Genomic DNA, 24735 nt, shown 5'->3' on the forward strand with positions numbered 1-24735 from the left:
TATCGTTCATCGCGGGCAAGCCTCGCTCCTACATGTGGGAGCGGGCTTGCCCGCGAATAGGCCCTTACAGCCGCCTCATTTTTTTCCTGCCTGCTCCGCCGACTGATCCGACTCAAACAGCCGCGCCAGTTCCGCCCGCGCTTCCTGCGCCGTTTGAATCACTTTCACCGCATCGTCATAGATCGCATGCTGGGCTACGAGCACCTGTTCGTCATGATCCTTGAAACGCTTGATCCGCGCATCCGCCTGATCCTTGGTCAACCCAAGGCCAATCAATGTCTGCCGGCTCATTTCCAGGCTCGAATGGAAGGTTTCGCGAATGGCGTGCGCGCCCACGTCCATCAGGCGATGCACATGCTGACGGTTACGGGCGCGCGCGATGATCTTCATGTGTGGGTAGAGTTTGCGCACAAGCTCTGCCGTCTTGATGTTGGCGTCGGGGTCGTCGGTGGCAATCACGAAGTACTCGGCTTGCTCGACCTTGGCGGCACTTAGAATCTCCGGGCGCATCGGGTCGCCGTAGAACACCGGCACACCGCCGAAGCTGCGCGACAGCTCGATGGTTTCCACCGAGGTGTCCAGCGCGACGAACTTGATGTTCTGGGCCCGCAGGATACGCGCCACGATCTGCCCCATGCGGCCCATGCCGGCAATCACCACGCGGGGTTCATCGGTGTCGATTTCGCGGAATTTTTCCGGTACCTCCACCGGTTGCACTTTCGGGCTGACCAGCCGCGCGCACAACAACAGCAACAACGGGGTCATCGCCATCGACAGTGTGATCGCCAGTACCAGCAAGTCGTACAGGCGTGTATCGAACAGATTGTTGTCGCGGCCGATCTTGAACACGACAAAGGCGAATTCACCACCGGCGGCCAGGACGATGCCCAGGCGAATGGCACTGACCTTGTTCAACCCTCCGGCCAACCAGCCTACGACATACAGCATGGGAAACTTGACGGCGATCAGCAGCAACGTCAGGCCCAACACCACCAAGGGTTCAAGTAACAACAGGCTCAGGTTCGCGCCCATGCCGACGCTCATGAAAAACAGACCCAACAGCAGGCCCTTGAAGGGTTCGATCTGCGCTTCCAGTTCATGACGGTATTCGGAGTCCGCCAGCAGCAGGCCGGCGAGGAAGGCACCGAGCGCCATGGAGATGCCGGCGATGCCCATCAACCAGGCGGTGCCGATCACCACCAGCAACGCGGTGGCGGTAGACACCTCAGGCAACCCGGTCTTGGCGACCGCGCGAAATACCGGGCGCAGCAGGTAGCGCCCGCCAATCACCACAATCGCGATACTGCCCAGGACCCGCAAGCCTTGGTTCACATCCTCTGCGGTACTGACGTTGTGATCGACACCGGCCAGCAGCGGCACCATGGCGATCAACGGAATCGCCGCGATGTCCTGGAACAGCAAAATCGCAAAGGCCAGGCGCCCGTGGGGGCTGGTCAGTTCCTTGCGCTCGGCCAGGCTTTGCAGGCCGAACGCCGTGGACGACAGGGCCAATCCCAGGCCCAGCACAATGGCGGTGTTCAGTGGCTGGCCGAACACATACAGCGCCAACGCGCCGAGTACGGCTCCGGTTAACAGCACCTGCGCCAGGCCGACGCCGAACACCGACTTGCGCATCACCCACAAGCGTCGCGGCGACAACTCAAGGCCAATGATGAACAGCAGCAACACCACCCCGAGTTCGGAGATGTGAGCGACGCTTTCAGGGTTGCCGATCAGGCCCAGCACTGAGGGGCCGATGATCACACCGGCGAACAGATAACCTATGACTGCGCCGAGTTGCAGACGCTTGGCCAAGGGAACGGTGAGGACTGCCGCGAGCAGGAATACGACGGCGGCTTGTAACAGACTGCCTTCATGGGGCATAGGGGGGAAACTCCATCAAATCGGTACGGCGGGGCAACAAGGATAAAGGCTGGGCCCGTGGACGTCAGCTAAGCGTTGGTCACAGGTGTCGAAAGAAGCCCGGACGACAGGCCGCGCGTGGCGAGCCAATCGATGCCGGGCAGGGTAGAGGTTTACTGGTTCAGGATGAACGTCGCCAGGCTGTGCAGGTCCTCCGGGTTCAATTGCGCGAAAGGCGGCATGGGGATCTCCCCCCATTTTCCGCTACCACCCTGCTGGATGCTGGTGGTGACTTTGGCCAGTGCCTGCGGGTCCTTGGCATATTTGGCGGCCACATCGTGATAGGCCGGGCCCACGACCTTATGGTCGATGGCGTGGCAGGCCAGGCAGCCGTTGCTCTGTAGCATGGCCATGGCGTCGACTTTTGCCACGGGTGCCGCCGGCGGGTTAGAGGCGGTCTGTACTTCGGCATCGTTCGCTTTGGCGCTGCCGTAGGTCACCGCGAGGTAGGCACCGATGATGCTCACATCCTGATCGCTGATCGGAGCACCGTACACGTGCTGCATCTTGCTCGCCTCGGCGGTCCACTGCGCCAGGCTCATGCCCGGAGGCTGGTAGTTGATGTAATCGGCGGAATGGCAGATCGAGCACTTCTGTTGGGCCAAGGCATAGCCTGGCAGCGTACTGGGCTTGAACGCCGCCGTTTCCGGCGGCAAGGTGATCGACAGTGGCGCAGCGCTGACTGCGGCGGCCAGACAGAATTGAGCCGCGCACAGCAAGGTAGTCATGAGTTTCATGGGGCCTCCTCAGGCGACGGTCACGTGGCTGGTTTCTACGACGTGGCGGCGGTAGCCACCGGGGTTCCAGTCGGCGCTCAGAGGTTGCGTCTCGCCCGCATTGTTGCTGGCGCGTACCATCAACTGGGTGGCGCCCTTGTCGGTAAAGGTGATCGCCAGCGTCCACTCACGGAAAGAAAAACGCCCAAGGTCCTGCCCAAGCGTGGCTGCGCGCCAGGTTTTCCCACCGTCGATCGATACGTCCACCTGGCTGATCCCGGTGCCGCCGTCGAATGCGATGCCCTTGAGCTCCACGCTTTTTTTCAACGGCAGCACATCGCCGTGTTTAACGCTGGTGATGAAACTGCGTACGGGCAGCTTGGAGATCGGTTTAGTCTGCGCCGGCGTGGTGCCGGGGGCGATGCAGAAGCAATCGTTGTCTGGAACCCGGTAGCCTTTAGCCATGAAGAAACCGTCGTAGGTGTGGTCGACGACTTCTATCTCACTCAGGTGTTTGACCCAGTAAGTGCCGAAATAACCGGGTACCACCAGGCGAATGGGGTAGCCGTTGAGAAAGGGCAGGTCGGTGCCGTTCATGGACCAGGCAATCATCGGTTCGCCATCCATGGCATGGCTGATGTCCAGCGCCTTGATGAACTCCGGCGTGCTCGGCAGGACGGGCTTGTCGAGGCCACGAAAGGTCACTTGTTTCGCTTCGGCCTTCACTCCGGCCTTTTGCAATACCGCCTTGAGCGGGACCCCCACCCAGCGTGCATTGCCCATCGAGCCATTGCCCAACTGTGCGCCGAATACCCGAGGCATCGAGAAACCCCGGCTGTTTCCCGAGCATTGGTTGACGGCGACCACTTCCACAGGTGTGGCCAGGGCCTTGAGTTCTGCCAGGGACAGTGACAACGGGGTGTCGACCGAGCCCTTGATCGTCAGGCGATAAGTGTCCGGATCGATGCTGGTGGGGAAGTTGGCCAGGTGGTAGCGCACGAAGAAGGCGTCATTGGGGGTGATAGGCCCTTCGTTGAAGACCGGGAAAGGCGTCTCCAAGTGCGGCGGGCGGGTGGTCACCAGGGTCAATGGTCGTTTCTGCGGGTATTGCACCAGCGGCCGTGGGCCGGCTGCAAAGGTCACGTCATCAGTATTTTCGTCGGCGGCCTTGGCCAGGCTCGCCAACGGGGAGGTCGCCAGAGCGAGGGCGAAGGCATCACGTAGTACGCGTCGGCGGGTTGGGTGGCTGGTATCGACAAAACGGAACTTCATCCTGCACTCCCTGTATTTGTTTTTTTGAGGTGCAGCTGACCGCCCCGTCAAGACGAAGCGGTCAGAGGTTGAATGTGCCGGTGGGGGTTCGTTGCACGGTTCCACCTCGCTGCACCGACCAGTATCGCCACGTGCAGGCTGTCTGCTTTTCTTTGAGCGTCAGTGAGTTCGCATTTGATGACAGGGGTGGTCGGTGTGTGTTTGTGCTCGAAAGGCCGGTGGAAGTTTTGATGCTGTTCGAATAAGACGTTGTACCTATCCGTTTCTTCGGTAATGGTGACTGGCGGTTCTGCTTTTACAGCGGTCACCAACCCCCTGTAGGAGCGAGCATGCTCGCGATGGACGTCAACGATAACGCGGGGTGCCTGAATGGCCGTGGTGTTCTGGCGTTTTTCGCGAGCAGGCTCGCTCCTACAGGGGACCTGCGCTCGGCCTTTCGACGCGGCCTGACAGCCGACCTGATTTTGGCCGGTCTGTGCATACCCTTGTAGGAGCGAGGCTTGCCCGCGATGGATGTCAACGATAACGCGGGGTGCCTGAATGGCCGTGGTGTTCTGGCGTTTTTCGCGAGCAGGCTCGCTCCTACAGGGTTTCGGGGGCGTCTGCCAAGGCCAGGTCGGCTGTCAGGCCGCCCCTTCAGCCCTCATACGTTTTTGGTCGAGTCGCCGGGGCAAATCATCGACCGTTTCCCGGGTGAGCTGTCGGGTGGGCAGAAGCAGCGCATCTGTATCGCCAGGGCACTGGCCGCCGAACCCAAGGTCATCATCTGCGATGAAGTGACCTCGGCGCTGGACCAGACCGTGGCCAAGGGGATTTTGCAATTGCTGGGACGGCTGCAGGAGCAACTCGGGCTTTCCTACCTGTTCATTACCCATGACATCGAGACCGTGAAGGGCATTGCCGACCAGGTGGTGGTCATGCACCAGGGGAGGATCGTCGAGCAAGGCCCGCTGGCCCAGGTGTTCAGCCCGCCACATCAAGACTACACCGCCCGGTTGCTGGCCTCGGTTCCGGAAATGGACCCTGATTGGCTGACCCGAACATTGACCGGGCGAGTGCCCGCGACCGTACGGCGTTTCTGTCGGCCCCGGTGCTCAGCGCAACGCTGGAAGGCGGGGTGCCGGTAGTGGTGGCGGGGCAGGTGGTCGGGGCCGTCGGTGTGTCCGGGGTCAAACCCGACCAGGACGCGCAGGTCGCCAGGGCCGGTGTCCTGGCGCTGGAGGGCCTGGCGTTGTAACAGCTTAGCTTGTGGCTACTGGAACGCTTTTAGCCCGCGCTGTACGGCGGGGCGGGCGCTGACCGTGTCGAACCAGCGCGTCAGGCGTGGCAGTGTTTTCCAGTCCAGCCGGTCACGGATTGAGGTGATCATGGTGAAGGCCGAAATGTCGGCCATGGAAAACTGATCGCCGGCCATGAAGCCTTCGGTGAGGAAGGTTTCCGCCAGGCTGAATTGGTCGAGCATTCGTCGGTCGATCAGCTCGGCGGCCTCGTTCATCCCTTGCTGGCGCAGAAAGAACGCGGCATGACTGGGGGCGATGATGTCGGTGACGAAGAAGAAATAGCGATCGAACACCTTGTGCCGCTCAGGTCCGGGTTGGGCGGGCGAAAGCCGGCCGGGGGCCTTGCTGTCGGCGTACTGGATGATGGCGTTTGACTGGTTGATCACCAGCGCGGGCGTCACGGTGCTGTCGATCAGGGTCGGTACTTTGCCGGCCGGGTTGAGGGCCAGGAAGGCGGGATCGCGATGCTCACCTGCGCGCAGGTCCAGCGCTCGCGCCGTGAAGGCAATGTTCGCTTCTTCCAGGGCGATGGCGGCCCTGATGGTGTTGCCCGTAGGGGCGCCGTACAACTCGATCACAGTGTTCATGGGAGGCTCCTTTGAAGGTTGCCGCCTGGGTGCGTGCCGGTTCAGAAGCACGCACCCAGTTCACTTCAAGTATTGAACAACGATTTGTGCAGCGTGACGAATTGCTGAACGGTCATGGGCGCTTCACCGGTCACTTGCGCAATGATGCGGTCTTCACCTTCGAACACGCCATGCTGGTAATCCAGTGCTACTTCACCGAGGTGCTGGACGATAAAGGCAGGCAATCCGGCTTCGAGCAATTCGTGTTTATAGGTTTCCAGGCTGATGGGCTGATAGGCGATCTTGCGGCCCAACACCTCGCCAATGGCGTCGGCGACACCTTGCTGGTTCAGTTCCACCGGGCCGTGAAGCGTGTAGGTCTTGCCTTGGTGCGGCTTGGGGTCCTGAAGGATGGCGGCAATCAGCCGGGCCTGGTCCTCGGCTGCGATCGGCGCGTGGCGACCTTCGCCGAAGGGCAGGCGGATCTCGCCTTTCTCCAGGATATGGGAGCGGAAATGCGGGTAGATGAGCCACTGCGCGAAGTAGGTCGGGCGCAGGTGGGTCATGGCCAGGCCGGACCAGTCGAACACGCGTTCTGCCGTCCAGTGGTCCTGCGCCGCATGGCTCTTGGAGTCACGCCGCGCGGAAATCTGCGACATGTTGACGACGGCCTCAACCCCGGCCTCTTTGGCGGCTTGGGCGAAGCGTGCGGTGGCGTCGATCAACCCTGGCTCAATCGGGTAAACAAAGTAAGCCGTGCGGATGCCTTCGAGGGCGCTGCGCACCGCGTTCAGGTCCAGCAGATCACCGAGCATCACCTCGGCGCCCATGGCGCGAAGCTGCGCGCTACGCTCATCTTCCTTGCGTACCAGTGCCCTGACCGGCACGCCCTGGCCAATGAGGAAATCGATGGTTTTACCACCGGTGAACCCGGTGGCGCCCGTTACGAGAATGGTGGCTTGCGTCATGTCGGTGACCTCAGGTTGTGGTACGACTCGGAAAATATTATGCTCGTAATTCAAATTAGATGTTAAACAACATCTAAAGTCAAACGCCACTCATCAGGATTCCTCGTATGCGCAAATCACGACAGGAAACAGCCGAAACGCGGCAGCGAATCGTAGAAGCCGCCAGTGTCGAGTTGTGCCAGAACGGCATCGACGGGACGGGGCTCGCGGGCCTTATGGCCGCTGCGGGCCTGACCCATGGCGGTTTTTACCGGCATTTCGAATCCAAGGACCAAGTAGTGGCGCAAGCGTGCGATGTGGCGGTGGAGGCGTTGCTGACGGAGTTGAAGGCGGTGGGTGAGGAAGGCGGATTCGACGCGCTGGTGAGTCATTACCTCTCGACCGCGCACCGGGATGCGCTGGACAAAAGCTGCCCTTTTGCGGCGCTGGGCTGCGAATTGGCCCGCAGCAGCGAGCCCGTCAGGGACGTGGCGACCCAGGGCCTGGAACGGGTCATCGATCTGCTGGCCGTTCAATCCGGATCGGGGCAGGGTGATGCTGCGCGGGCGGGCGGCATCGTCGCGATCTGCACCATGATGGGGGCGCTCACCTTGTCGAGGCTGGTGTCGCACCCGGCATTTTCAGATGAGATCCTGACAACGGCCTGTGGTCATTTGACGGGAGCGGACCGTGTGCCGGTTTAAGCATCTGTCGGACTGGGGAAACACTCAATGCAGTTCAATCACCAGCCCACTATCAAACTCAGGGTTCTCGTTCACGCCGTTTTTCGCATACCCCCGGGGATTACACACCACACGCGTACTGCCCACCCGATAGTCAAAACTGCCGTGGGTATGGCCATGCAGCCACAGCGCCGGTTGCCATTGCTTGATTCGCTTTTCCAGGTCCGAAACGAAGCTGGAGTTGATCGGCGAGCTGGCGAACATCGGGCTGATGCTTGACCGGGTCGGGGCGAAATGCGAGATCACCACTGTCGGCGTCGTGCTGTCGCGCTTGAAGCAGTCGTCCAGCCAGGCGACGGTCTGCATGAAGATCAGTTGCGACACCGCCGGGGTGAACAAGTCCGGAAAATCCGGCGAGAGCCTGATGTGGCTGAAGTCGCGGATGAGCTGCGTCGCCAGATCGATGCCTTGGGCCCGCTCAAGCGCATCGTCGAACAGTCGATAGTCCGACCACAGGGTGCAGCCCAGAAAACGCACGCCGTCGTGGACGTGTTCCGTGCGTTCCAGGATGTTGATCCCTGTGCCCTGCGACAGGCTGTTCAACTGTTCATAGGTCGTGATCAGGTCACTGCCGTAGAACTCGTGGTTGCCCGCCACGTAGAGGATCGGAATCGGGCAGGCCTTGGCCCACTCGATCGCCCTGGCCGGCCGGGCAATGTCGCCGGCCAGCACGACGATATCGGCGTCGATCTCGGGAAACGGTAGCGCGTTGACGGACAGGTGGATATCGGACAGCAAGGCGATGCGCATGGAGCAATTCCTGTGGGTGTTGAAGGTCGGTCGAGCATTGACGCTGGCTGGGCCCTGGCGTTGAATAGCGCTCCCCAGGCCGATGCTGCTCACTTCCATTTGTAGGGAAAACCGGTGCTCAGAAACGTAACGGACATGGATCTGCGCCTGCTGCGCGTTTTCTCCATCGTCGTCAAATGCGGTGGGTTCACCGCCGCACAGGCGGAGTTGAACATGAGCCAGTCCAACATTAGCACGCACATCTCGGGGCTGGAAAAACGCCTGGGCTATCGAATCTGCGAGCGGGGCAAGGGCGGTTTTCGCTTGACCGAAAAAGGCCAGCGCATCCTCAAGGCATCATCGGCCTTGTTCGGTGCAGTGGACGCCTTTCGCGACGAGGCCCAGGACCTTGCCGGGCGTTTGGTGGGCGATCTTTACCTGGGGCTGGCGGACAACATCGCAACCTTGCCAAGCGCACGAATCGATGCCGCCATCGCGCGCTTTTATCAGCGCGAACACGACATGCACCTGCACATCTTCGTCAACTCGCCCACGGAGCTGGAGTTGGCGGTAATCGACGGGCAACTGGACCTGGCCATTTCCTATTTCAGCCGGCCCTTGCCGACACTGGCGTATCAGCCGCTGTACCGCGAGGACATCGGGATTTTCTGCGGGCACAAACACCCGTTGTTTGCCGTGGACAACCCGAGTGTCGAACAGATGCAGGCCTGCGACTGGATCACCCATGGCTTCCTGCCGGCCGATCAGGTGTTGCCGGTAGCACCGGTTCGAGCGTCCGCCACGGCGCATCACATGGAGGCCGTGGCCCATGGTGTGCTGGCCGGTACGCACCTGGGGTACCTACCGGCCCATTACGCCCGGCCCTGGCTGGAAAACGGGCACATGCGCGCCTTGCACCCCACGACACTGCGCTATGAGGTGCAGCACAGCATGATCACCCATGTCGGGCACCCGCAAAGCGAAGCGGTGCGCGCCTTCATTGATGATCTGCTGAGCGAGCACGCCTTGTAAGCGGGTCAGCCAAGGCAGCGGGTCACGTGCTTGACCGACTGGTAGGCCGACAAGCCCCACGGTCCGAGTTCACGGCCAATACCGCTGCCCTTGGTGCCACCCCAGGAGGTTTCGACGAACACCGCCTGTATCGAGTTGATCCAGACGTGACCGACTTCCAGCGCATTGGCCACGCGTTCGGCCCGCTCCAGATCGCTGCTGATGACTGTGGCCACCAGGCCGAAACGGCTATCGTTGGCCAGTGCCAACGCCTCTGCTTGCGAGCCGAAACGGTGAGTACAGAGCACCGGGCCAAAAATCTCTTCGTGCCACAGGCGACTGGTCAGCGGCACGTCGACGTAGAGGGTCGGGTTGACGAACCAGCCCGGATCGCGCTGCACGTCGCCACCGCTCACGCACTGCAAACCTTCGACGTGGGCGATATCGAAGTACTCGGTCACTTTGGCCCACTGTGCCTGACTGGTCAGCGGCCCCATGTCGACTTCGCCGGTGAGGGGGTTGCCCACCCGCAGTTTTTCGAAGGCTCGCTTGAGACGCACAATCAACTCATCCGCGATGCCGTCCTGTACCAGTAGGCGTGAGGTGGCCGAGCACATTTGCCCGGCGTTCCAGCAGATGCCCGCGACGATCCATTCAACGGCCTGGTCGAGGTCGCAATCGTCGAACACGAGGATGGCGGACTTGCCACCCAGTTCCAGGGTGACGGGTCGGCAATGGGCGGCCGAGCTGCGCATCACCTGACTGCCGATGTTGTTGCTGCCGGTGAACGACAGCTTGTCGATGCCGGGATGATTGCTCAGCGCCGCACCGGTCTCGGCTTTACCGCCAACAATGTTCAACACGCCTGCCGGAAGGCCCAAGGCTTCGGCGATGTGGCCGTAGGCTTGCTCGATCAACGGGGTGATTTCCGAAGGCTTGAGCACCACCGTACAGCCGGCGGCCAGCGCCGGTGCGAGCTTCCAGGCGCTGGTGATCAACGGGAAGTTCCACGGCACGATCAAGCCCACTACACCCACCGGCTCCAGGCGGGTACGGGCATTGAAACCTTTAGCGGACAACGGCACGTCACGGTCCTGGCGTTCATCCAGCCCTTGGGCCAAGTCCGCGTAATAGTTGAACGTGGCCACGGCATCGTCGATATCCACCACGGCTTCGTGACGGGGTTTGCCGTTGTTTTGCATCTGGAGCGCGATCAAGGCTTCACGTCGTTGCTCGAGCTGCTCGGCAAAACCTCGCAAATAGGCGGCCCGCTGCGTAGAGGCGAGGGTGCGCCAACCGGCAAGCGCCTGGCGTGCCGCAACGATCGCCTGGTCGACCTGCGCCGGGCTTGCACCGATGAACTCGGCGAAGGGCTGGCCCAGGGCCGGGTCGTAGACGGTGATGCACTCATCGGCTTCGCCAGCGACCCAACGGCCGTTGATGTAATGCGCGGGGATCATGGGCGTGCTCCTTGCAGAACGCCGTGCACGGCATTGCAAAAAATCTGGCTGTAGTCGGCGGCGTCAAGGGCACAGGCATTGGTGTCCGAGGACGAGACATCGGCCAGCGCTTGTTCGCCCACCCAGTCGGCGGCGTCGGCATCGAGGCCGATTTCGCTCAGGGAATGGGGAATGCCCAGGCGTTTGCGCAGGTCCAGTACCCATGCCAGGAAACCCTCGAAATCAGGCTGCTCAAGCTCCAGGTAACGGGCCAGTCGCCCGATGTCCGCGCGGATGGTTTCGCGGTTGGCCATCAGCACATAGGGCAACAGGATCGCGTTCAACAAACCGTGATGCTTGTGAAAACGCGCGCCCAGCGGGTGGGCGAGGGCGTGCACGCCGCCCAGGCCTTTCTGGAACGCCACGGCGGCCATGGCCGAGGCGATCAGCATGCCTTCCCGGGCGACCATGTCCTGGCCATCGTTGAAGGCATTGAAAAGGTGCTGCCGAATCAGGCGAATGCCCTCCACCGCGACACCCGAGGACATGGGGTGATAGAGCGGCGAACAGAACGCTTCGATGTGATGGGTCAGGGCGTCCATCCCGGTTGCTGCCGTCAGGGCTGGCGGCAGGCCGCGAGTCAGCAGCGGGTCGAGGATTACCGTGGCCGGGAGCAGTTCCGGGTGGCTGATCACGCGCTTGATGCTGTGTTCGGTTTGGGTCAGGACAGCTTCGCGGCCCAGTTCCGAACCGGTGCCCGCGGTGGTTGGCAGGGCGATCAAGGGTGGCAGACCCAGCCGTGGAAAATCCGCCAGGGTCGGGTAATTCGCCATGACCTGCGACCATTCGAAACGCTCCAGCCCCTCGGCATCGACGGCGGCCAGGCTGATGCCCTTGGCCGCGTCCATGGCACTGCCGCCGCCCAGGGCGATCAGCGAATCGTGCCGGCCAGCCTTGAACGCGGCGACGCCTTGCGCCACATCCGCCATGCTCGGGTTGCTGGCGACATCGCTGAATACGCTGAACGCAATGTCCGCCTGTGTCAGGTGGGCCTTGAGCAGGGCCAAAGGCTCCAGAGCCAACATGCCGGGGTCGGTCACCAGCAAAGGATTGCGCATGCCGAGCAAGGTGCAGCGCTGTGCCAACGACTCAAGCGCGCCAGGCCCGCAGAAAATTTCCGTGGGGTAATTCCAATAGTGAACTGATGACATCTGAAACTCCGGATCGGCAAGGCGCAGGGAAGCTGCGCCTTGCACAACAAGACGAGAGGGGGGTTATTGCGGGCGCAGTTGGGGATTGAGCGTGCGCAGGTGCGGCTTGGCCGAGAACAGGTAGATCAGGCCCAGGACCGCGAGAATCGAGAACACCAGGATCACTGCCCAGACCTGGAACCATGGGGCACCGGGTGGTGCGAGGGATTCCCGTGGCCAGGCCACGTTGATGCTTTCGAACACCAGCCAGCAGAACGCTGCCAGATTCACCGGCACACCCCAGCGACCGAGGCTGAACACACCCGGTTCGGCTTTCCATTTGCCGCTCAGGCGAGCGAGCAAGGCGCAGGTGACCACGATCAGGAACACCACGAAGAAGCCGCCGCTGCCAAAGGCGATCAGGGTACCGACCGCAGTAGCGTTCAGGCCCAGCGCCAGGCCGAAGCTGGCGAACAGGGTGCTGAACACCATTGCCGCGAACGGTACCTTGCGTTTGTCTACGCGACGCAGCATCGCCGAGGCCGGCAGAATCGAGTCCCTCGCCATGCCGAAGACGGCGCGGCCGATATAGGTTTGCACGGACACGACACAGGCGATGAACGCCACCAGGACGACGCCCACGAACGGCCGTTCCGACCAGGCACCAAAGGCGTCGACCACGGCCGGCGTGACCGGGTCGACGACCTGGCCGGACACCATGGCGGCGGTGTCGGTGTAGGACAGGGTGACGGCGAAGGCGGTGAGCATCACGGTCAGGCCCACCAGGATCATCGAGCGCAGAATGGCCCGTGGCGTCGAGGTGCGGGCATCGGCGGTTTCTTCGGAGACCTGCGAGCAGGCATCAAAGCCCAGGAACGCCCAGCCGCCGACGGCCATGGCCGTGAGAAAGCCCGACAGGTAAGAACCGTCGCCTGCTTGGGAAGACGTCAGGCCTTCGAAGACCAGCGACAGGGAGTGATTGCGGAAAAACAGCAGCAGCAACACGCCAATGCCGATGGAAGCAATGGCCTCGGCAATGATCCCGGCGTTGACGAAATACTTCAGCGGATTGATCCCGAACAGGTTCACACCAAGGCCCAGCAGGAGCAGCACCGCGCCACTGAACACCTGGGCATTGGCGGCAGGGGGTTCGCCGGTGAAAAACAGCCACAGCCAGAACCCGCCCAAATAGGCCACGGTGGTCAACGACGCCAGGGCTGAAGCCAGGTACATGAACCCGGTGAACCAGGCCCAACGATCACCGGCCAGACGCTTGACCCATTGATAGCAACCACCAGCCAGGGGGTATTGCGAGGCCAGTTCGGCATAGACCAGGGCCACCAGCAACTGCAACGCCAGGCACAACGGCACAATCCACACCCAAGAAGGGCCGACGCTCATCGCGCCCAATGACATCACCGAATAGATGCCGACCACCGGTGATACGGTAGCGAAGCCGACGGAAAAAGAGGACCAGAGCGACAAGCCGCGATGCAGCTCCTGGGCGTAGCCCTGGCTGTGCAGCAAGTGTTCATCGGCGCTTGGCCGCTTGAGTGAAATGCTCATCGCGCACCTCCAAAAAAGAGGATGCCAATGAGAGTTGCACAACGGCCGGCACGGTGGCGTGCGAACGAAGTCGACATAGGAATTCCTTGGGTCGGCAGACACATTATTGTTGGGATCGCCTTGTTTTCAGGCGTACCGACGAAACGGGCTCCTTCAGGCAGGAGTGGATGGGAGCTTAAAAGGGGAATACATCAAAGAAAATTCATATGTTTGTAGGCTGACATCTGAATTTTTTGATGTTTGTGGGCGTTATGACTCCCTGTAGGAGCGAGCACGCTCGCGATGGACGTCAACGATAACGCGGGCTGTCTGAATGCCCTCGGCGCTCGAGCCTCCATCGCGAGCATGCTCGCTCCTACAGGGTGTTGTGTACCAGTATCGATTCGTCGATCTGAGCGATGGACGTCACTCCGGTCAAGGTCATGGCCACGCGCATTTCCTTGGCGAAGATATCCAGCATGTTTTCCACCCCGCGTTGGCCGTCGGCGGCCAGTGCATAGGCCATCGAACGGCCCAGCAAGACGCCTTTGGCTCCCAATGCCAACATGCGTACCACGTCCAAACCTGAGCGGATGCCCGAGTCGACCAGCACGCTCAAATCGTTGCCGATGGCCTGCATGATCGGGGGCAGGGCCTTGGCCGTGGACAGCACGCCGTCGAGTTGCCGGCCACCGTGGTTGGACACCACGATCCCATCCGCGCCGAAGCTCACCGCATCGCGGGCATCCTCCGGGTCGAGAATGCCTTTGATGATCATCGGGCCTTTCCAGAATTCACGAATCCATTCCAGGTCGCTCCAACTGATCGACGGGTCGAAGTTGTTGGCCAGCCAGCCCATGTAGTCTTCGAGGGTGACCGCTTTGCCCAGGTACTTGGAGATATTGCCCAGGTCGTGTGGTTTGCCCATCAGGCCGACGTTGAAGGCCCAGTCGGGTCGGGTCATGGCCTGGAGCACGCGACGGGACGAGGCGAATGGGCCGGACATGCCCGAGTGGGCATCCCGATAACGGGCGCCGGGGGTGGGCATATCCACGGTGAACACCAGGTTGCGCACCCCGGCCGCTTGCGCCCGCTCCAGTGCATTGCGCATGAAGCCGCGGTCTTTGAGCACGTACAGCTGAAACCAGATCGGCTGTTGGGTGTTGGCCACCACTTCCTCGATCGAACACACCGACACGGTCGACAGGCATAGCGGGATGCCCTTGTTTTGCGCCGCCTTGACCGCCTGCACTTCGCCGCGCCGGGCGAACATCCCGGTCAGGCCCACTGGCGCCAGCACGATGGGCATCGATTGCGGCTGATTGAAGAGGGTGGTTTGCAGGCTCAGGCTTTCGACGTTTTTCAGGATGCGCTGGCGCAGGCTGACATGGCTCAAATCGGCGCTGTTGGCCCTCAGCGTGTGCTCTGCATAAGCGCCCCCGTCGATGTAGTCGAACAAAAAACGGGGGAGCTTGCGGCGTGCCGCTTCGCGGTAGTCCGATGCAGAGGAGATGATCATGAGTGTGCAGGGCCTTGATCTGGTGAATGAGGGCAGCGCCCGTCGAGTCCAGTGTCAGGTTAGCTTATGTGACCTGTTAGGGGGGAGTGGTGGATTGCAGTGTTGCCAGTTGGCGGAGATGGCGACTGATCGACCACTTTCGCGAGCAGGCTCGCTCCCACAAGGGATCTTCAGTGGACACAGAATCTGTGTTCACCGCGGACCATTGTGGGAGCGAGCCTGCTCGCGAAGAGGACAGGCCAGTCACCTCAATGTGACTCGCCTTACGCCTTCGGGGTCGCGATGTTGAACCAGAAATTGAAGGTGTCGAGCAGGCCCATGAACGTCTTGAACGCTTGCGGGTTACCATCGATTTTCACGTCGCCGTTACCGATTTTCTGCTCGAGCGAACCCTGGCCCAGCTGGATGTCGAGCAGCGTACTCATCTTGAGCGTCAGGCCGACATCTGGTTGGGCAATGGCCTTGTCGGTGTAGCGGAGCACGCCGTTTTCCACGGTCAGGGTGTAGTGCTTGTCCAGGTCGGTGAAGTTCAGGTTCAGGGTGATTTTCTTACCGGCAGCGGCTGGACCGTTGAGGCGCACGGCCAGGTAGTCGAAGAGCATCTCCGGCGACATGGCGCGGATCACGTCGGCGCTGGCGGTCTTGGTGCCAGCGCCCTGGGGCACGCCGTTGCGCAGTTCATAGGCCCCTTGCAGGTACACCGAACGCCATGGGCCGGCTTCGGCCTGATAACCCAGTTGCTCATAGGTATCGGCCAGCAGGTTCTTCGCTTCCTGGTTCTGCGGGTCGGCGAACACTGCGTGTTTCAGCACTTCGGCCACCCAGCGGTATTCACCCTTGTCGAAGTCGGCGCGGGCCTTGTGCAACAGCTCGGCGCTGCCGCCCATGTACTCGACGTACTTTTTCGCCGCCGGCACCGGTGGCAGGTTGTCGAGGTTGGACGGGTTGGCGTCATACCAGCCCATGTAGCGCTGATACACCGCCCGCGCATTGTGCTTGAGGGTGCCGTAGTAGCCACGGTTGAACCACTCCTGGTCCAGCTCGGGCGGCAACTTGATCATCTCGGCGATTTCGGCGCCGTTGTAGCCTTCGTTCATCAGGCGCACGGATTGATCGTGGACGTATTTGTACAGGTCACGCTGTTTGCTCAGGAAGCTGTGAATACGTTCCTTGCCCCAGGTCGGCCAGTGATGGCTCTGGAATTCGACTTCCACGTCATCACCGTACAGTTCCAGGCTTTGCTGGATGAACCGCGACCATTGCAACGCATCGCGCACTTCGGCACCGCGCAGGGTGTAGACGTTGTGCATCTGGCGGGTCACGTTCTCGGCCATCCACAGCGCCTTGAACTGCGGGAAATACGTGTTCATCTCCGTGGGCGCTTCGGAGCCTGGGGTCATCTGGAACACCATCTTCACACCGTCAACGGTCAGTTCCTGTCCGGTGTGGGTGATTTCCTCGGTGGGTTGGATCAGTGAGATCTGGCCCATGGAGATGGTCTGCCCCAGCCCCGAGGACACGCCACCCTGTGGCGAGCGCGGCAGCATGGCGCCGTACATGTACACCGCGCGCCGCGACATGGCGTTGCCGGCGATGATGTTTTCGCTGACGGCGTGCTCGGCAAAGCTCGGTGGGGCGATCACCCGCACCTTGCCGGACTTGACGTCGTCTTCGCTGACGATGCCGCGCATGCCGCCAAAATGATCGGCGTGGGAATGGCTGTAGACCACGGCGACAATCGGCTTCTTGCCCAGGTGCTCCGTGACCAGATCGAACGCGGCCCGTGCGGTTTCCACCGAGAGCAATGGGTCGAACACGATCCAGCCGGTCTGGCCTTCGATGAAGGTGATGTTCGAGATGTCGTAGCCACGCACTTGATAAATCTTGTCGGTGACCTTGAACAAGCCGTACTGCATGTTCAATTGCGCAATGCGCCACAGGCTCGGATTAACGGTGTCCGGTGCGGCCTTGTCGATACCGATGTACTGCTTGTAGCTCTCCATGTCCCAGACCACCTTGCCACTGGCATCACGGATGCTCAGTTCCTTTGGCTGGGCGATCAGGCCATGGCTGGCGTCCGCGAAATCCTGGCGGTCGCTGAACGGCAAGGCCTTGAGCACCGCCTCGTTGGCCTGGCGGGTGATTGGCGTGGCGGGTTTGGGGCTGACCGGTTCGGCGTGGGCCGTCGCGGCCAGCAACGGCAAGACCAGCGCCAGGGCGAAAGGCTTGCGAGATCGGATGGAAAGCATGGGTTACCTGCACGATTGGGGCTGAACGAATACCTCTGCTGCGCACCTTAGGGGCAGCCCCGGTCGTAACCAATACTGATAAAGCATGACTGCGGGGATGATTCTGCGCTCGGCATGCCGTCCTTGAACCGGTTGTTGCACCGTGCGGGCAACGACCGCCCCGCGACACCCCCGAGCCGGGAAAAATCCTCACTCTTTAGGATGATTGTGAAGATCACTCCTTCGTCCGTTATGCCGACACGAGGGAACGATTAGCTTTGGCCGCCGAATGAGAGCCGATTCACACAACAGGGATTAGTCGCATGACTACAACAACAAAAAGACGCGTACGGTTCCAGCTCAGCCTGTTGGCCAGCACCATTGCGTTGAACATTGCGGGCCAAGCCCAGGCGGTCAGTTTCAACATCGGCGAAATCGAAGGGCAGTTCGATTCATCGCTGTCGGTAGGTGCCAGCTGGTCGACACAGGCCCCGCACCAGGGGTACATCGGCGGCCACAATGGCGGCACCGGGCTGTCGCAGACCGGCGATGACGGTCACTTGAACTTCGAGAAGGGCAAGACCTTCTCAAAGATCTTCAAGGGCATTCACGATCTGGAACTCAAGTACGGCGACAGCGGTGTATTTGCCCGTGGCAAGTACTGGTATGACTTTGAACTCAAGGACGAAGACCGCCCGTTCAAGCAAATCGACGACCAGGGTCGCAAGGAGGGCGCCAAGTCTTCCGGTGCGCAGTTACTCGACGCCTTTGTCTATCACAACTACACCATCGCCGATCAGCCAGGGTCGGTGCGCCTGGGCAAGCAGGTGGTGAGTTGGGGTGAAAGCACCTTTATCCAGAACAGCATCAACTCGATCAACCCGATCGACGTTTCGGCGTTCCGTCGTCCGGGTGCGGAGATCAAGGAAGGGCTGATTCCGGTCAACATGTTCTACGTCTCCCAGAGCCTGACCGACAACCTGTCGGCCGAAGCCTTCTACCAGATCGAGTGGGACCAGACCGTCATCGACAACTGCGGCACATTCTTCTCGCAAACCGACGTGGCAGCCGATGGCTGCAAGGGCAACCTCAACGTCCTGACGCCGGCGCTTGGCGCCTTTGGTGGTTTGCTGGGCTACCAGACGACCTCCGAAGGGGTGGTGATTCCTCGTGGTGCCGACCGCGATGCTCGTGACAGCGGCCAGTGGGGCGCGGCGATGCGCTACACCTTCGAGCCGTTGAACACCGAGTTCGGTGCCTACTTCATGAACTACCACAGCCGCGCGCCGATTTTCAGTACTCAAGCGGCGGACCGCTCGCAATACGTGCAATCGGCCGGTGTACTGGCCGGTGCAGTGCCCGGTATTCCGGCCGCGGCACGCAACGGTGCGGCCATCGCCAACGTCGCAGGTGCCAGCAACTACTTCATCGAGTACCCCGAAGACATCCGCCTGTATGGCCTGAGCTTTGCCACCACCTTGCCGACCGGTACGGCCTGGTCCGGCGAGTTGAGCTACCGCCCCAACGCGCCAGTGCAGCTCAACACCACCGACGTGCTGTATGCCGGCGTCCGTGGCCTGGCGGGCCTGAACCCCGCGTTCGCGCCGTTCGGCCAGTACTCAGTGCTCGGTGGCGATCCGTCGACGATCCCCGGCAGCACCTTGCACGGTTACAACCGCAAGGAAATCACCCAGTTCCAGACCACCTTCACCCACTTCTTCGATCAGATCATGGGGGCCGAGCGCCTGACCCTGATCGGTGAGGTCGGCGTGGTGCATATCGGCGGACTGGAAAGCACCTCGGTGGCCCGTTATGGCCGCGACCCGGTGTACGGTCCGGGCGAACTGCCCGGCACACTGACGGGCGGATTGCCCAGCTGCCAGGCGATCAACGCCGGTACCTTCGCCGGCACCCCGGCGGCGGGCAACTCTGCCAAATATTGCGATGACAAAGGCTTCGCGACGGCGACGTCCTGGGGGTATCGCGGCCGGGCCATCTGGGATTACTCGAACGTGTTTGCCGGGGTCAACCTCAAGCCAAGCATCGCCTGGTCCCATGACGTCCACGGCTACGGTCCCAACGGCCTGTTCAACGAAGGCGCCAAGGCCGTCAGCCTCGGTCTGGATGCCGAGTACAAGAACGCCTACACCGCCGGCCTTTCCTACACCAACTTCTTCGGTGGCGATTTCAACACCACCACCGACCGTGACTTTCTCGCGCTCAGCCTGGGCATGAGCTTCTAAGCGCCGACCCTCTGAAAGGATCTATCGACATGACCAAGAACAACAAAGTCTTCATGCAAACCGGTGCCCTGGTACTCAGCCTGCTGGCGACCAGTGTGATGGCCAAGGTATCGCCTCAGGACGCCGAAAAACTAGGCACGACCCTGACCCCGCTGGGCGCGGAAAAGGCCGGCAACGCCGATGGCAGCATCCCGGCCTGGACCGGCGGCTTGCCGACCAATGCCGGGACCGTGGATGCCAAAGGTTTCCTGTCCGACCCGTTCGCCGATGAAAAACCACTGTTCACCATCACCGCGCAGAACGCCGCGCAGTACAAAGACAAGCTGTCCGCCGGTCAGTTGGCGATGTTCCAGCGCTACCCGCAGACCTACAAAATCCCGGTCTACAAGACTCACCGCAGCGTGGCGGTGCCCGCCGACATCTATGCGGCGGCGAAGGTCAGCGCGCTGAACACCGAGGGCATCGATGGCGGTAACGGCCTGAGCGGGTTCAATGAAAGCCACTATTACGCGTTTCCGCAGCCCAAGAGCGGCGTTGAAGTGGTGTGGAACCACACCACCCGTTACCGGGGCGGTAACACCAAGCGCCTGATGACCCGCGTGCAACCCCAGGCCGACGGCGCGTTCAGCATGATTCAGTTCGAAGACGAAGTGTCGTACCCCAGCGCCCTGGCGGATCAGGACAAAGGCAAGGCCGATAACATCCTGTTCTACTTCATCCAGCGCGTGACGGCCCCGGCGCGACTGGCCGGTAACGTGCTGCTGGTGCACGAGACCATCGATCAGGTCAAGGAACCGCGCATGGCCTGGGTCTACAGCGCCGGCCAGCGCCGCGTGCGCCGCGCGCCCCAGGTCGCCTACGACGGCCCGGCAACCGCCGCCGATGGCCTGGCGACCTCGGACAACTACGACATGTTCAACGGTGCGCCGGATCGCTATGACTGGAAACTGGTCGGCAAAAAGGAAATGTACATCCCGTACAACAGCTACAAGCTCGACTCGCCAAACCTCAAATACGCCGACATCCTCAAGGCCGGTCACATCAACCAGGACCTGACCCGTTACGAACTGCACCGGGTATGGGAAGTGGTGGCCACGCTTAAGCCGACCGAGCGCCACATCTATGCCACCCGTCACATGTACTTCGACGAGGACAGCTGGGAGCTGGCCGAAGTCGATCACTACGACGGTCGTGGTGCCTTGTGGCGTGTGGGCGAGGGGCATATCCAGCAGTACTACCACAAGCAGGTGCCGGGCTACACGGCCGAGACCCTGTATGACCTGGTGGCGGGCCGCTACTCGGTGGTGGGTCTGAAGAACGAAGAAAAACGCAGCATCGAGTTCGGCTTCCAGAGCCTGGCCGCCAACTACACCCCGGCCGCGCTGCGTCAGGCTGGCGTGCGTTGAGGTTCTGGCACTGATGTAAAGCCATCTCCCTGTAGGAGCCGGCTTGCTGGCGATGACGGCCGTCCAGACGACAATGCAGGGTCTGATCTACCGCCATCGCCAGCAAGCCGGCTCCCACGGGGAGGTGTGTTTGAGTCGTTATCTGGTAGAGACACGCTCGTGCGCTTGCATTGGATCTTGAGGCATTACCCTTTGTAGGAGCCGGCTTGCTGGCGATGACGGCCGTCCAGACGACAATGCAGGGTCTGACCTACCGCCATCGCCAGCAAGCCGGCTCCCACGGGGGGCCACAGGTTTTTGCGGTGGGTTTGTTCAGACAGGGTTTGCGTCGCAGTGCAATGCTCTGCAACATATCTGTATACATAACAACAAACAGAATGTGCCCATGCCTCAACCGATCCCATCCCCTCATGCCGCCAGCGGCCTTGCACGGCTTGCCCCCGGCCATCTCTTGCGTCCGCGCCTGAGTGAGGCGCTGTTGAAGGGGGATTGCCGCTTGCGCCTGCTCTGTGCACCGGTGGGCAGTGGCAAAAGCGCGATTCTCAGTGAATGCCTCCAGCAGTTGCCGACCGGAACCCGTCTGGTGCATTTGAACCTGCGCGGCAAATCCCTGACCGTCGACGCCTTTGCGCAACGATTGGCCGGGGCGCTGGGGCTGGACGATAGCGGTCCAGCGGGTCTGCAGCGATACCTGGACAGCGTGTCGAGTGGGCTGTGGTTGGTCATCGACGATTACCCGCGCATGCCCGATCAAGCCTTCGATGACGCACTCAACGACCTCATCCAGACCTCATCGTCCCATGTCCAGTGGTGGCTGGCCGGTCGCCGCCGTCCGGGGCTGCAATTGACGCGCTTGCTGCTCGATGGCGATTTGTTCGAGTTGGGCAGTGCCGAGTTGAGCTTCAATGAGCACGAACTGGCGGAGTTGTTGCGGCACAAAGAGCTGCATTGGCCGTGGCCGGTCATTGCCCAATTGCACGGCGATTCCCAAGGCTGGTGTGCGGGGGTTCGTCTGTACCTGCTGTCGTTGAAGGCTGACAGCGAGGCGCAGCCATACGATTCATGCGCTGCCCGGGTGTTCGAATACCTGAGGCACGAAGCGCTCGACGAGTTGCCGCACGAGTGGCGCCAGGCGCTTTATACCCTGGCGCAATTGCCGTATTTCGACGCGCACCTGAGCGAGCAATTGCTGGGGGTCGGTGAAGGTGAGCAGTTGCTCAAGCAACTGCTCGTCTGCGGGTTGTTCATCGAGACGGTCGGTGTCGATGAGCAGGTGCACCGCGTGCAACCGGCGATGCTGGCGGCACTGGCCGGCCAGTTGCCTGCAACCTTGACCAAGGCGGTGTTTCGCAAGGCGTGCCAGTGGTATGTCAGCCAGGACGATGTGCGCATGGCGCTGGAGTATGCGGTCAGGGCGGAACAGACCGAGGTGGCGGCCACGCTGATGCAGCGGTTCACCGGCGATGCCTTGTTGCAGGGGCGTAGCCTTGGGCAGTTGATGCAGTGGCGTCGCGAGTTGCCCATCGATCTGCTGACCGGCACGCCACGCCTGCTGTTGCTCAATGCCTGGGCGCTGTTGCTCAGTGGTCGACTGGTGGAAGCGCAGGCCTATACCGATCAGGTCGCCCGCTTCATGCCACAGCCGACGGCCGAGCGGCAGTTCGAATTGATCGCGCAATGGAAGGCCTTGACCGGCAACCTGGCGTTTCATCGCGGGCAAGGCGAGACGGCGCGCCAATGGTTGGTCGAAGCCATTGCCGAATTGCCCGAGCGCGCCTGGGGGCAACGCTTGTTCTGTCTGGTCCTGCAAATCGAACAGGCGCTGATCGATGGCCAGTTGGAGCACGCTCAGGAGCTCAATCGGGTGACTACCAAACTGGCCCGGCAACATGCCAGCCTGGCCATGGAAAGCGTGACGGTGCTGGGTCATGTGAAGTTGCTGGAAATACGCGGCGAGTTGTTGCGTGCAGAAACCTTGCTCAAGCGTCTGTACACCGAATTGACTAATGCCTGGGGGGCCGAACTCAGTCCGATGCGTGGCCGGGTGCAGTTGCGCCGTGCCACATTGTTGGTACAGCAAGGGCGGTTTGAGGAGGCTGCGGTGATTTATCAGTCCGGCCTCAAGGAGTGTGAAGCCGGTGGCGATCCGGCGGCCTTCTGGGGGTATCTGGGCCTGGCTGAAATCGATGCCCAGGAGGGCGAGCTGGGCAGTGCATTCCTGCGCATTGCCGATGCCGAACGCGCGATGCAATACAACCACATCAGTGAGCACTTGTATCAGGGTGTGGTATTGCGCGCCAAAGCACGCCTGTGGCTGGGGCAGGGGCGTAGCACACAGGCCGAAAAAGCCCTGCGCAACCTGCCGGGGCACTGGCTGTCGGCGTCACCTTACGGTTTACCGGATCTGCACCTGCGCCTGTATCTGTTGCAATTGCAGGCCAGCCTCGCGACCGGCGAGGTGGAAACGTCGCTGGCCAAACTGGCCGAACTCCACGCCAGGACCGTGGCCGAAGGTCGGCGCGCCCTGGCCTGTGAAGTCGGCTTCAGCCTGGCCGAGGCGCTCTACGCGAGCAATAAACCGGCACAGGCCAAGCAGGCACTGCTCGATGCAATTGCCGAGGCTCGGCAAATGGGCATGGTCAGTGTCGAAAGGGCCTTTGCCCGGCGCAATCGGGGTTTGAGTCGCTGGGTGGGTGAGGCCAGCCAGAATGACGAGGTACCGGCCTCACTGTTGAGTCGCCGTGAACTGGATGTGCTCAAGCTGATCGCCCAGGGTTTTTCCAACCAGCAAATCGCCGAAAGCCTCTTCATCTCGCTACATACGGTCAAGACCCACGCCCAGCGGATCAACTTCAAGCTGGGCGTCGAGCGTCGCACCCAGGCGGTGGCCAGGGCCAAGGAGCTGGGTCTGAGCTGATCACTGCATCGCCAGCAACTGCCGCCGATGTTCCCGTGGTGTCCTGGCAAACCAGCGGCGACACGCCCGGTTGAAGACGCTCTGCTCGCTATAGCCGAGCAAACCCGCCACCTGGGACATGGGCATGTTGCGTTCGGCCAGGTAATGCTCGGCGCGGTCCCGGCGAACTGCTTCGAGCACTTCATCGAAACCGCTGCCCAGTTCGGCCAGGCGCCGTTGCAGAACCCGCTCGTGCAGGCCCAATTGCTCGGCCACCAGGGCCAGGCGGCAGCGCTGGGTCGGTAGCAATCGCAGGATCAGGCGTTCGACCTCCTGCACCAGGTCGGCGGGCTGCGCAGCGCCGAAGTGACTCAGGTAATGCACCAGTGTCTTGTGCATCAGCGGGTCCTGATGTTCGATCCGCTGGTTCAATTGTTCGGCACTGAGCACCAGTGCATTGCGGGCTTGCCCCGTATAGGCCTGCGCCTTGAAGAAGCGCCGGTAACGAGACGCCGGCAAGGGCGATTGTCCGCTCAACAGCACCGCCTGCGCGGCGAATCGGGTGCCGCACAGCAGCTTCAAGGTGTTATGCCCCACACCCAACGCCAGTTCGACCATTTGCCGTTGCTGCAACAGGCCAGGCAGGCGTATGTCGATCACCAGTCTTGGCGCGTCGGACTCGCGGGTATCCAGTTCCAGATGAATGCCGGGGCTGTGGTAACCGATGAAGCGCACGATGTCCGCCAGTGCCAGCCCGACAGTCGCCGAACTGCGGGCAATCAGCGCCACTGGGCCGAGTACATGCAGGTCCTGATACTCGGCCATGCGCAGGCCGAAGTCCGGGCAATCGAGGGCTTGCGACGCCGACTCGAGCAGGCCCACCAGGGAACGCAATGGCATCCGCGCGTCCTCTTCCAGGCTTGAATCGGGGTCGATGCGAAAGTGTCGCAGGAACGTATCGGGATCACTGCCCAGTTGCGTGACCACCTCACGAAAACCGGTCAGGGAGCTGTTGCGGATCAATGCGGTCATAGTCGTCGAAAGTCAAAAAATAGTCGGCAAAAATCAATTAATTTTGCGCC

The 24735-nt window shown here is 61.5% G+C and carries 17 protein-coding genes and 2 pseudogenes; 7 read left to right on the forward strand and 12 right to left on the reverse strand.

What is annotated here, in order from left to right:
- Positions 1-75 precede the first annotated feature (75 nt).
- The 3 genes from ABTV22_RS12990 to ABTV22_RS13000 form a co-directional block, all read right to left on the reverse strand.
- Entirely contained in the window at positions 76-1884 is a 1809-nt protein-coding gene (locus tag ABTV22_RS12990) for a monovalent cation:proton antiporter-2 (CPA2) family protein (protein ID WP_433740658.1), read from the reverse strand.
- Positions 1885-2036: 152 nt separating this feature from the next.
- On the reverse strand, positions 2037-2660 hold the full coding sequence (locus ABTV22_RS12995; RefSeq protein ID WP_433740660.1) for a c-type cytochrome: 624 nt from the start codon (positions 2658-2660) through the stop codon (positions 2037-2039).
- Between the two features lie 9 nt (positions 2661-2669).
- Entirely contained in the window at positions 2670-3911 is a 1242-nt protein-coding gene (locus tag ABTV22_RS13000; RefSeq protein WP_433740662.1) for a molybdopterin-dependent oxidoreductase, read from the reverse strand.
- Between the two features lie 665 nt (positions 3912-4576).
- On the opposite strand from ABTV22_RS13000, the pseudogene ABTV22_RS13005 reads away from it, so the two are divergent.
- Both ABTV22_RS13005 and ABTV22_RS13010 read left to right on the forward strand, forming a co-directional pair.
- Positions 4577-5038, forward strand: a pseudogene (locus ABTV22_RS13005) (ATP-binding cassette domain-containing protein); the annotation flags it as partial.
- Positions 4978-5148: pseudogene (locus tag ABTV22_RS13010) on the forward strand (heme-binding protein); the annotation flags it as partial. The pseudogenes ABTV22_RS13005 and ABTV22_RS13010, both read left to right, overlap by 61 nt.
- Positions 5149-5163: 15 nt before the next feature.
- On the opposite strand, the gene ABTV22_RS13015 reads toward ABTV22_RS13010, so the two are convergent.
- Positions 5164-5778: a glutathione S-transferase family protein gene (locus ABTV22_RS13015; RefSeq protein ID WP_433740664.1), complete on the reverse strand. Its 615-nt coding sequence runs from the start codon at positions 5776-5778 to the stop codon at positions 5164-5166.
- A 65-nt stretch (positions 5779-5843) separates the two neighbouring features.
- Entirely contained in the window at positions 5844-6725 is an 882-nt protein-coding gene (locus tag ABTV22_RS13020; protein ID WP_433740666.1) for an NmrA family NAD(P)-binding protein, read from the reverse strand.
- Between the two features lie 107 nt (positions 6726-6832).
- On the opposite strand from ABTV22_RS13020, the gene ABTV22_RS13025 reads away from it, so the two are divergent.
- Positions 6833-7408, forward strand: a complete 576-nt coding sequence (locus tag ABTV22_RS13025; protein WP_433740668.1) for a TetR/AcrR family transcriptional regulator — start codon at positions 6833-6835, stop codon at positions 7406-7408.
- A gap of 24 nt (positions 7409-7432) precedes the next feature.
- Here the strand turns inward: ABTV22_RS13025 and ABTV22_RS13030 are convergent, their stop codons facing one another.
- Entirely contained in the window at positions 7433-8197 is a 765-nt protein-coding gene (locus ABTV22_RS13030) for a metallophosphoesterase (RefSeq protein ID WP_433740670.1), read from the reverse strand.
- 114 nt (positions 8198-8311) lie between these two features.
- Between ABTV22_RS13030 and ABTV22_RS13035 the strand changes: the two genes are divergently transcribed.
- Complete coding sequence (locus tag ABTV22_RS13035) at positions 8312-9208, forward strand: LysR family transcriptional regulator (RefSeq protein WP_433740672.1); 897 nt, start codon at positions 8312-8314, stop codon at positions 9206-9208.
- A 5-nt stretch (positions 9209-9213) separates the two neighbouring features.
- On the opposite strand, the gene ABTV22_RS13040 is transcribed toward ABTV22_RS13035, so the two are convergent.
- From ABTV22_RS13040 to ABTV22_RS13060, 5 genes are all read right to left on the reverse strand, one after another.
- Positions 9214-10647, reverse strand: a complete 1434-nt coding sequence (locus tag ABTV22_RS13040) for an aldehyde dehydrogenase family protein (RefSeq protein ID WP_433740674.1) — start codon at positions 10645-10647, stop codon at positions 9214-9216.
- Positions 10644-11837 carry an iron-containing alcohol dehydrogenase gene (locus ABTV22_RS13045; RefSeq protein ID WP_433740676.1) on the reverse strand — a complete coding sequence of 398 codons (1194 nt, stop codon included), beginning with the start codon at positions 11835-11837 and terminating at the stop codon, positions 10644-10646. Before ABTV22_RS13045 ends, ABTV22_RS13040 begins: the two co-directional genes overlap by 4 nt.
- Positions 11838-11900: 63 nt before the next feature.
- Positions 11901-13382 carry an APC family permease gene (locus tag ABTV22_RS13050; RefSeq protein ID WP_433740678.1) on the reverse strand — a complete coding sequence of 494 codons (1482 nt, stop codon included), beginning with the start codon at positions 13380-13382 and terminating at the stop codon, positions 11901-11903.
- 355 nt (positions 13383-13737) lie between these two features.
- A complete protein-coding gene (lldD, locus tag ABTV22_RS13055; RefSeq protein ID WP_433740680.1) occupies positions 13738-14880 on the reverse strand; it encodes an FMN-dependent L-lactate dehydrogenase LldD in 1143 nt (380 codons plus the stop codon).
- Between the two features lie 263 nt (positions 14881-15143).
- Positions 15144-17129 carry an alkyl/aryl-sulfatase gene (locus tag ABTV22_RS13060; RefSeq protein WP_433740682.1) on the reverse strand — a complete coding sequence of 662 codons (1986 nt, stop codon included), beginning with the start codon at positions 17127-17129 and terminating at the stop codon, positions 15144-15146.
- 302 nt (positions 17130-17431) lie between these two features.
- On the opposite strand from ABTV22_RS13060, the gene ABTV22_RS13065 reads away from it, so the two are divergent.
- The 3 genes from ABTV22_RS13065 to ABTV22_RS13075 all read left to right on the forward strand — a co-directional run bounded on the left by ABTV22_RS13065 (position 17432) and on the right by ABTV22_RS13075 (position 23674).
- Entirely contained in the window at positions 17432-19351 is a 1920-nt protein-coding gene (locus ABTV22_RS13065; protein WP_433740684.1) for a DUF1302 domain-containing protein, read from the forward strand.
- 29 nt (positions 19352-19380) lie between these two features.
- On the forward strand, positions 19381-20757 hold the full coding sequence (locus tag ABTV22_RS13070) for a DUF1329 domain-containing protein (protein ID WP_433740685.1): 1377 nt from the start codon (positions 19381-19383) through the stop codon (positions 20755-20757).
- Between the two features lie 385 nt (positions 20758-21142).
- On the forward strand, positions 21143-23674 hold the full coding sequence (locus ABTV22_RS13075; RefSeq protein ID WP_433740687.1) for a LuxR C-terminal-related transcriptional regulator: 2532 nt from the start codon (positions 21143-21145) through the stop codon (positions 23672-23674).
- Here the strand turns inward: ABTV22_RS13075 and ABTV22_RS13080 are convergent, their stop codons facing one another.
- Complete coding sequence (locus tag ABTV22_RS13080; RefSeq protein WP_433740689.1) at positions 23675-24685, reverse strand: AraC family transcriptional regulator; 1011 nt, start codon at positions 24683-24685, stop codon at positions 23675-23677.
- Between the last annotated feature and the right edge of the window lie 50 nt (positions 24686-24735).

The organism is Pseudomonas putida, from assembly GCF_050990305.1.
Classification (GTDB): domain Bacteria; phylum Pseudomonadota; class Gammaproteobacteria; order Pseudomonadales; family Pseudomonadaceae; genus Aquipseudomonas; species Aquipseudomonas putida_AH.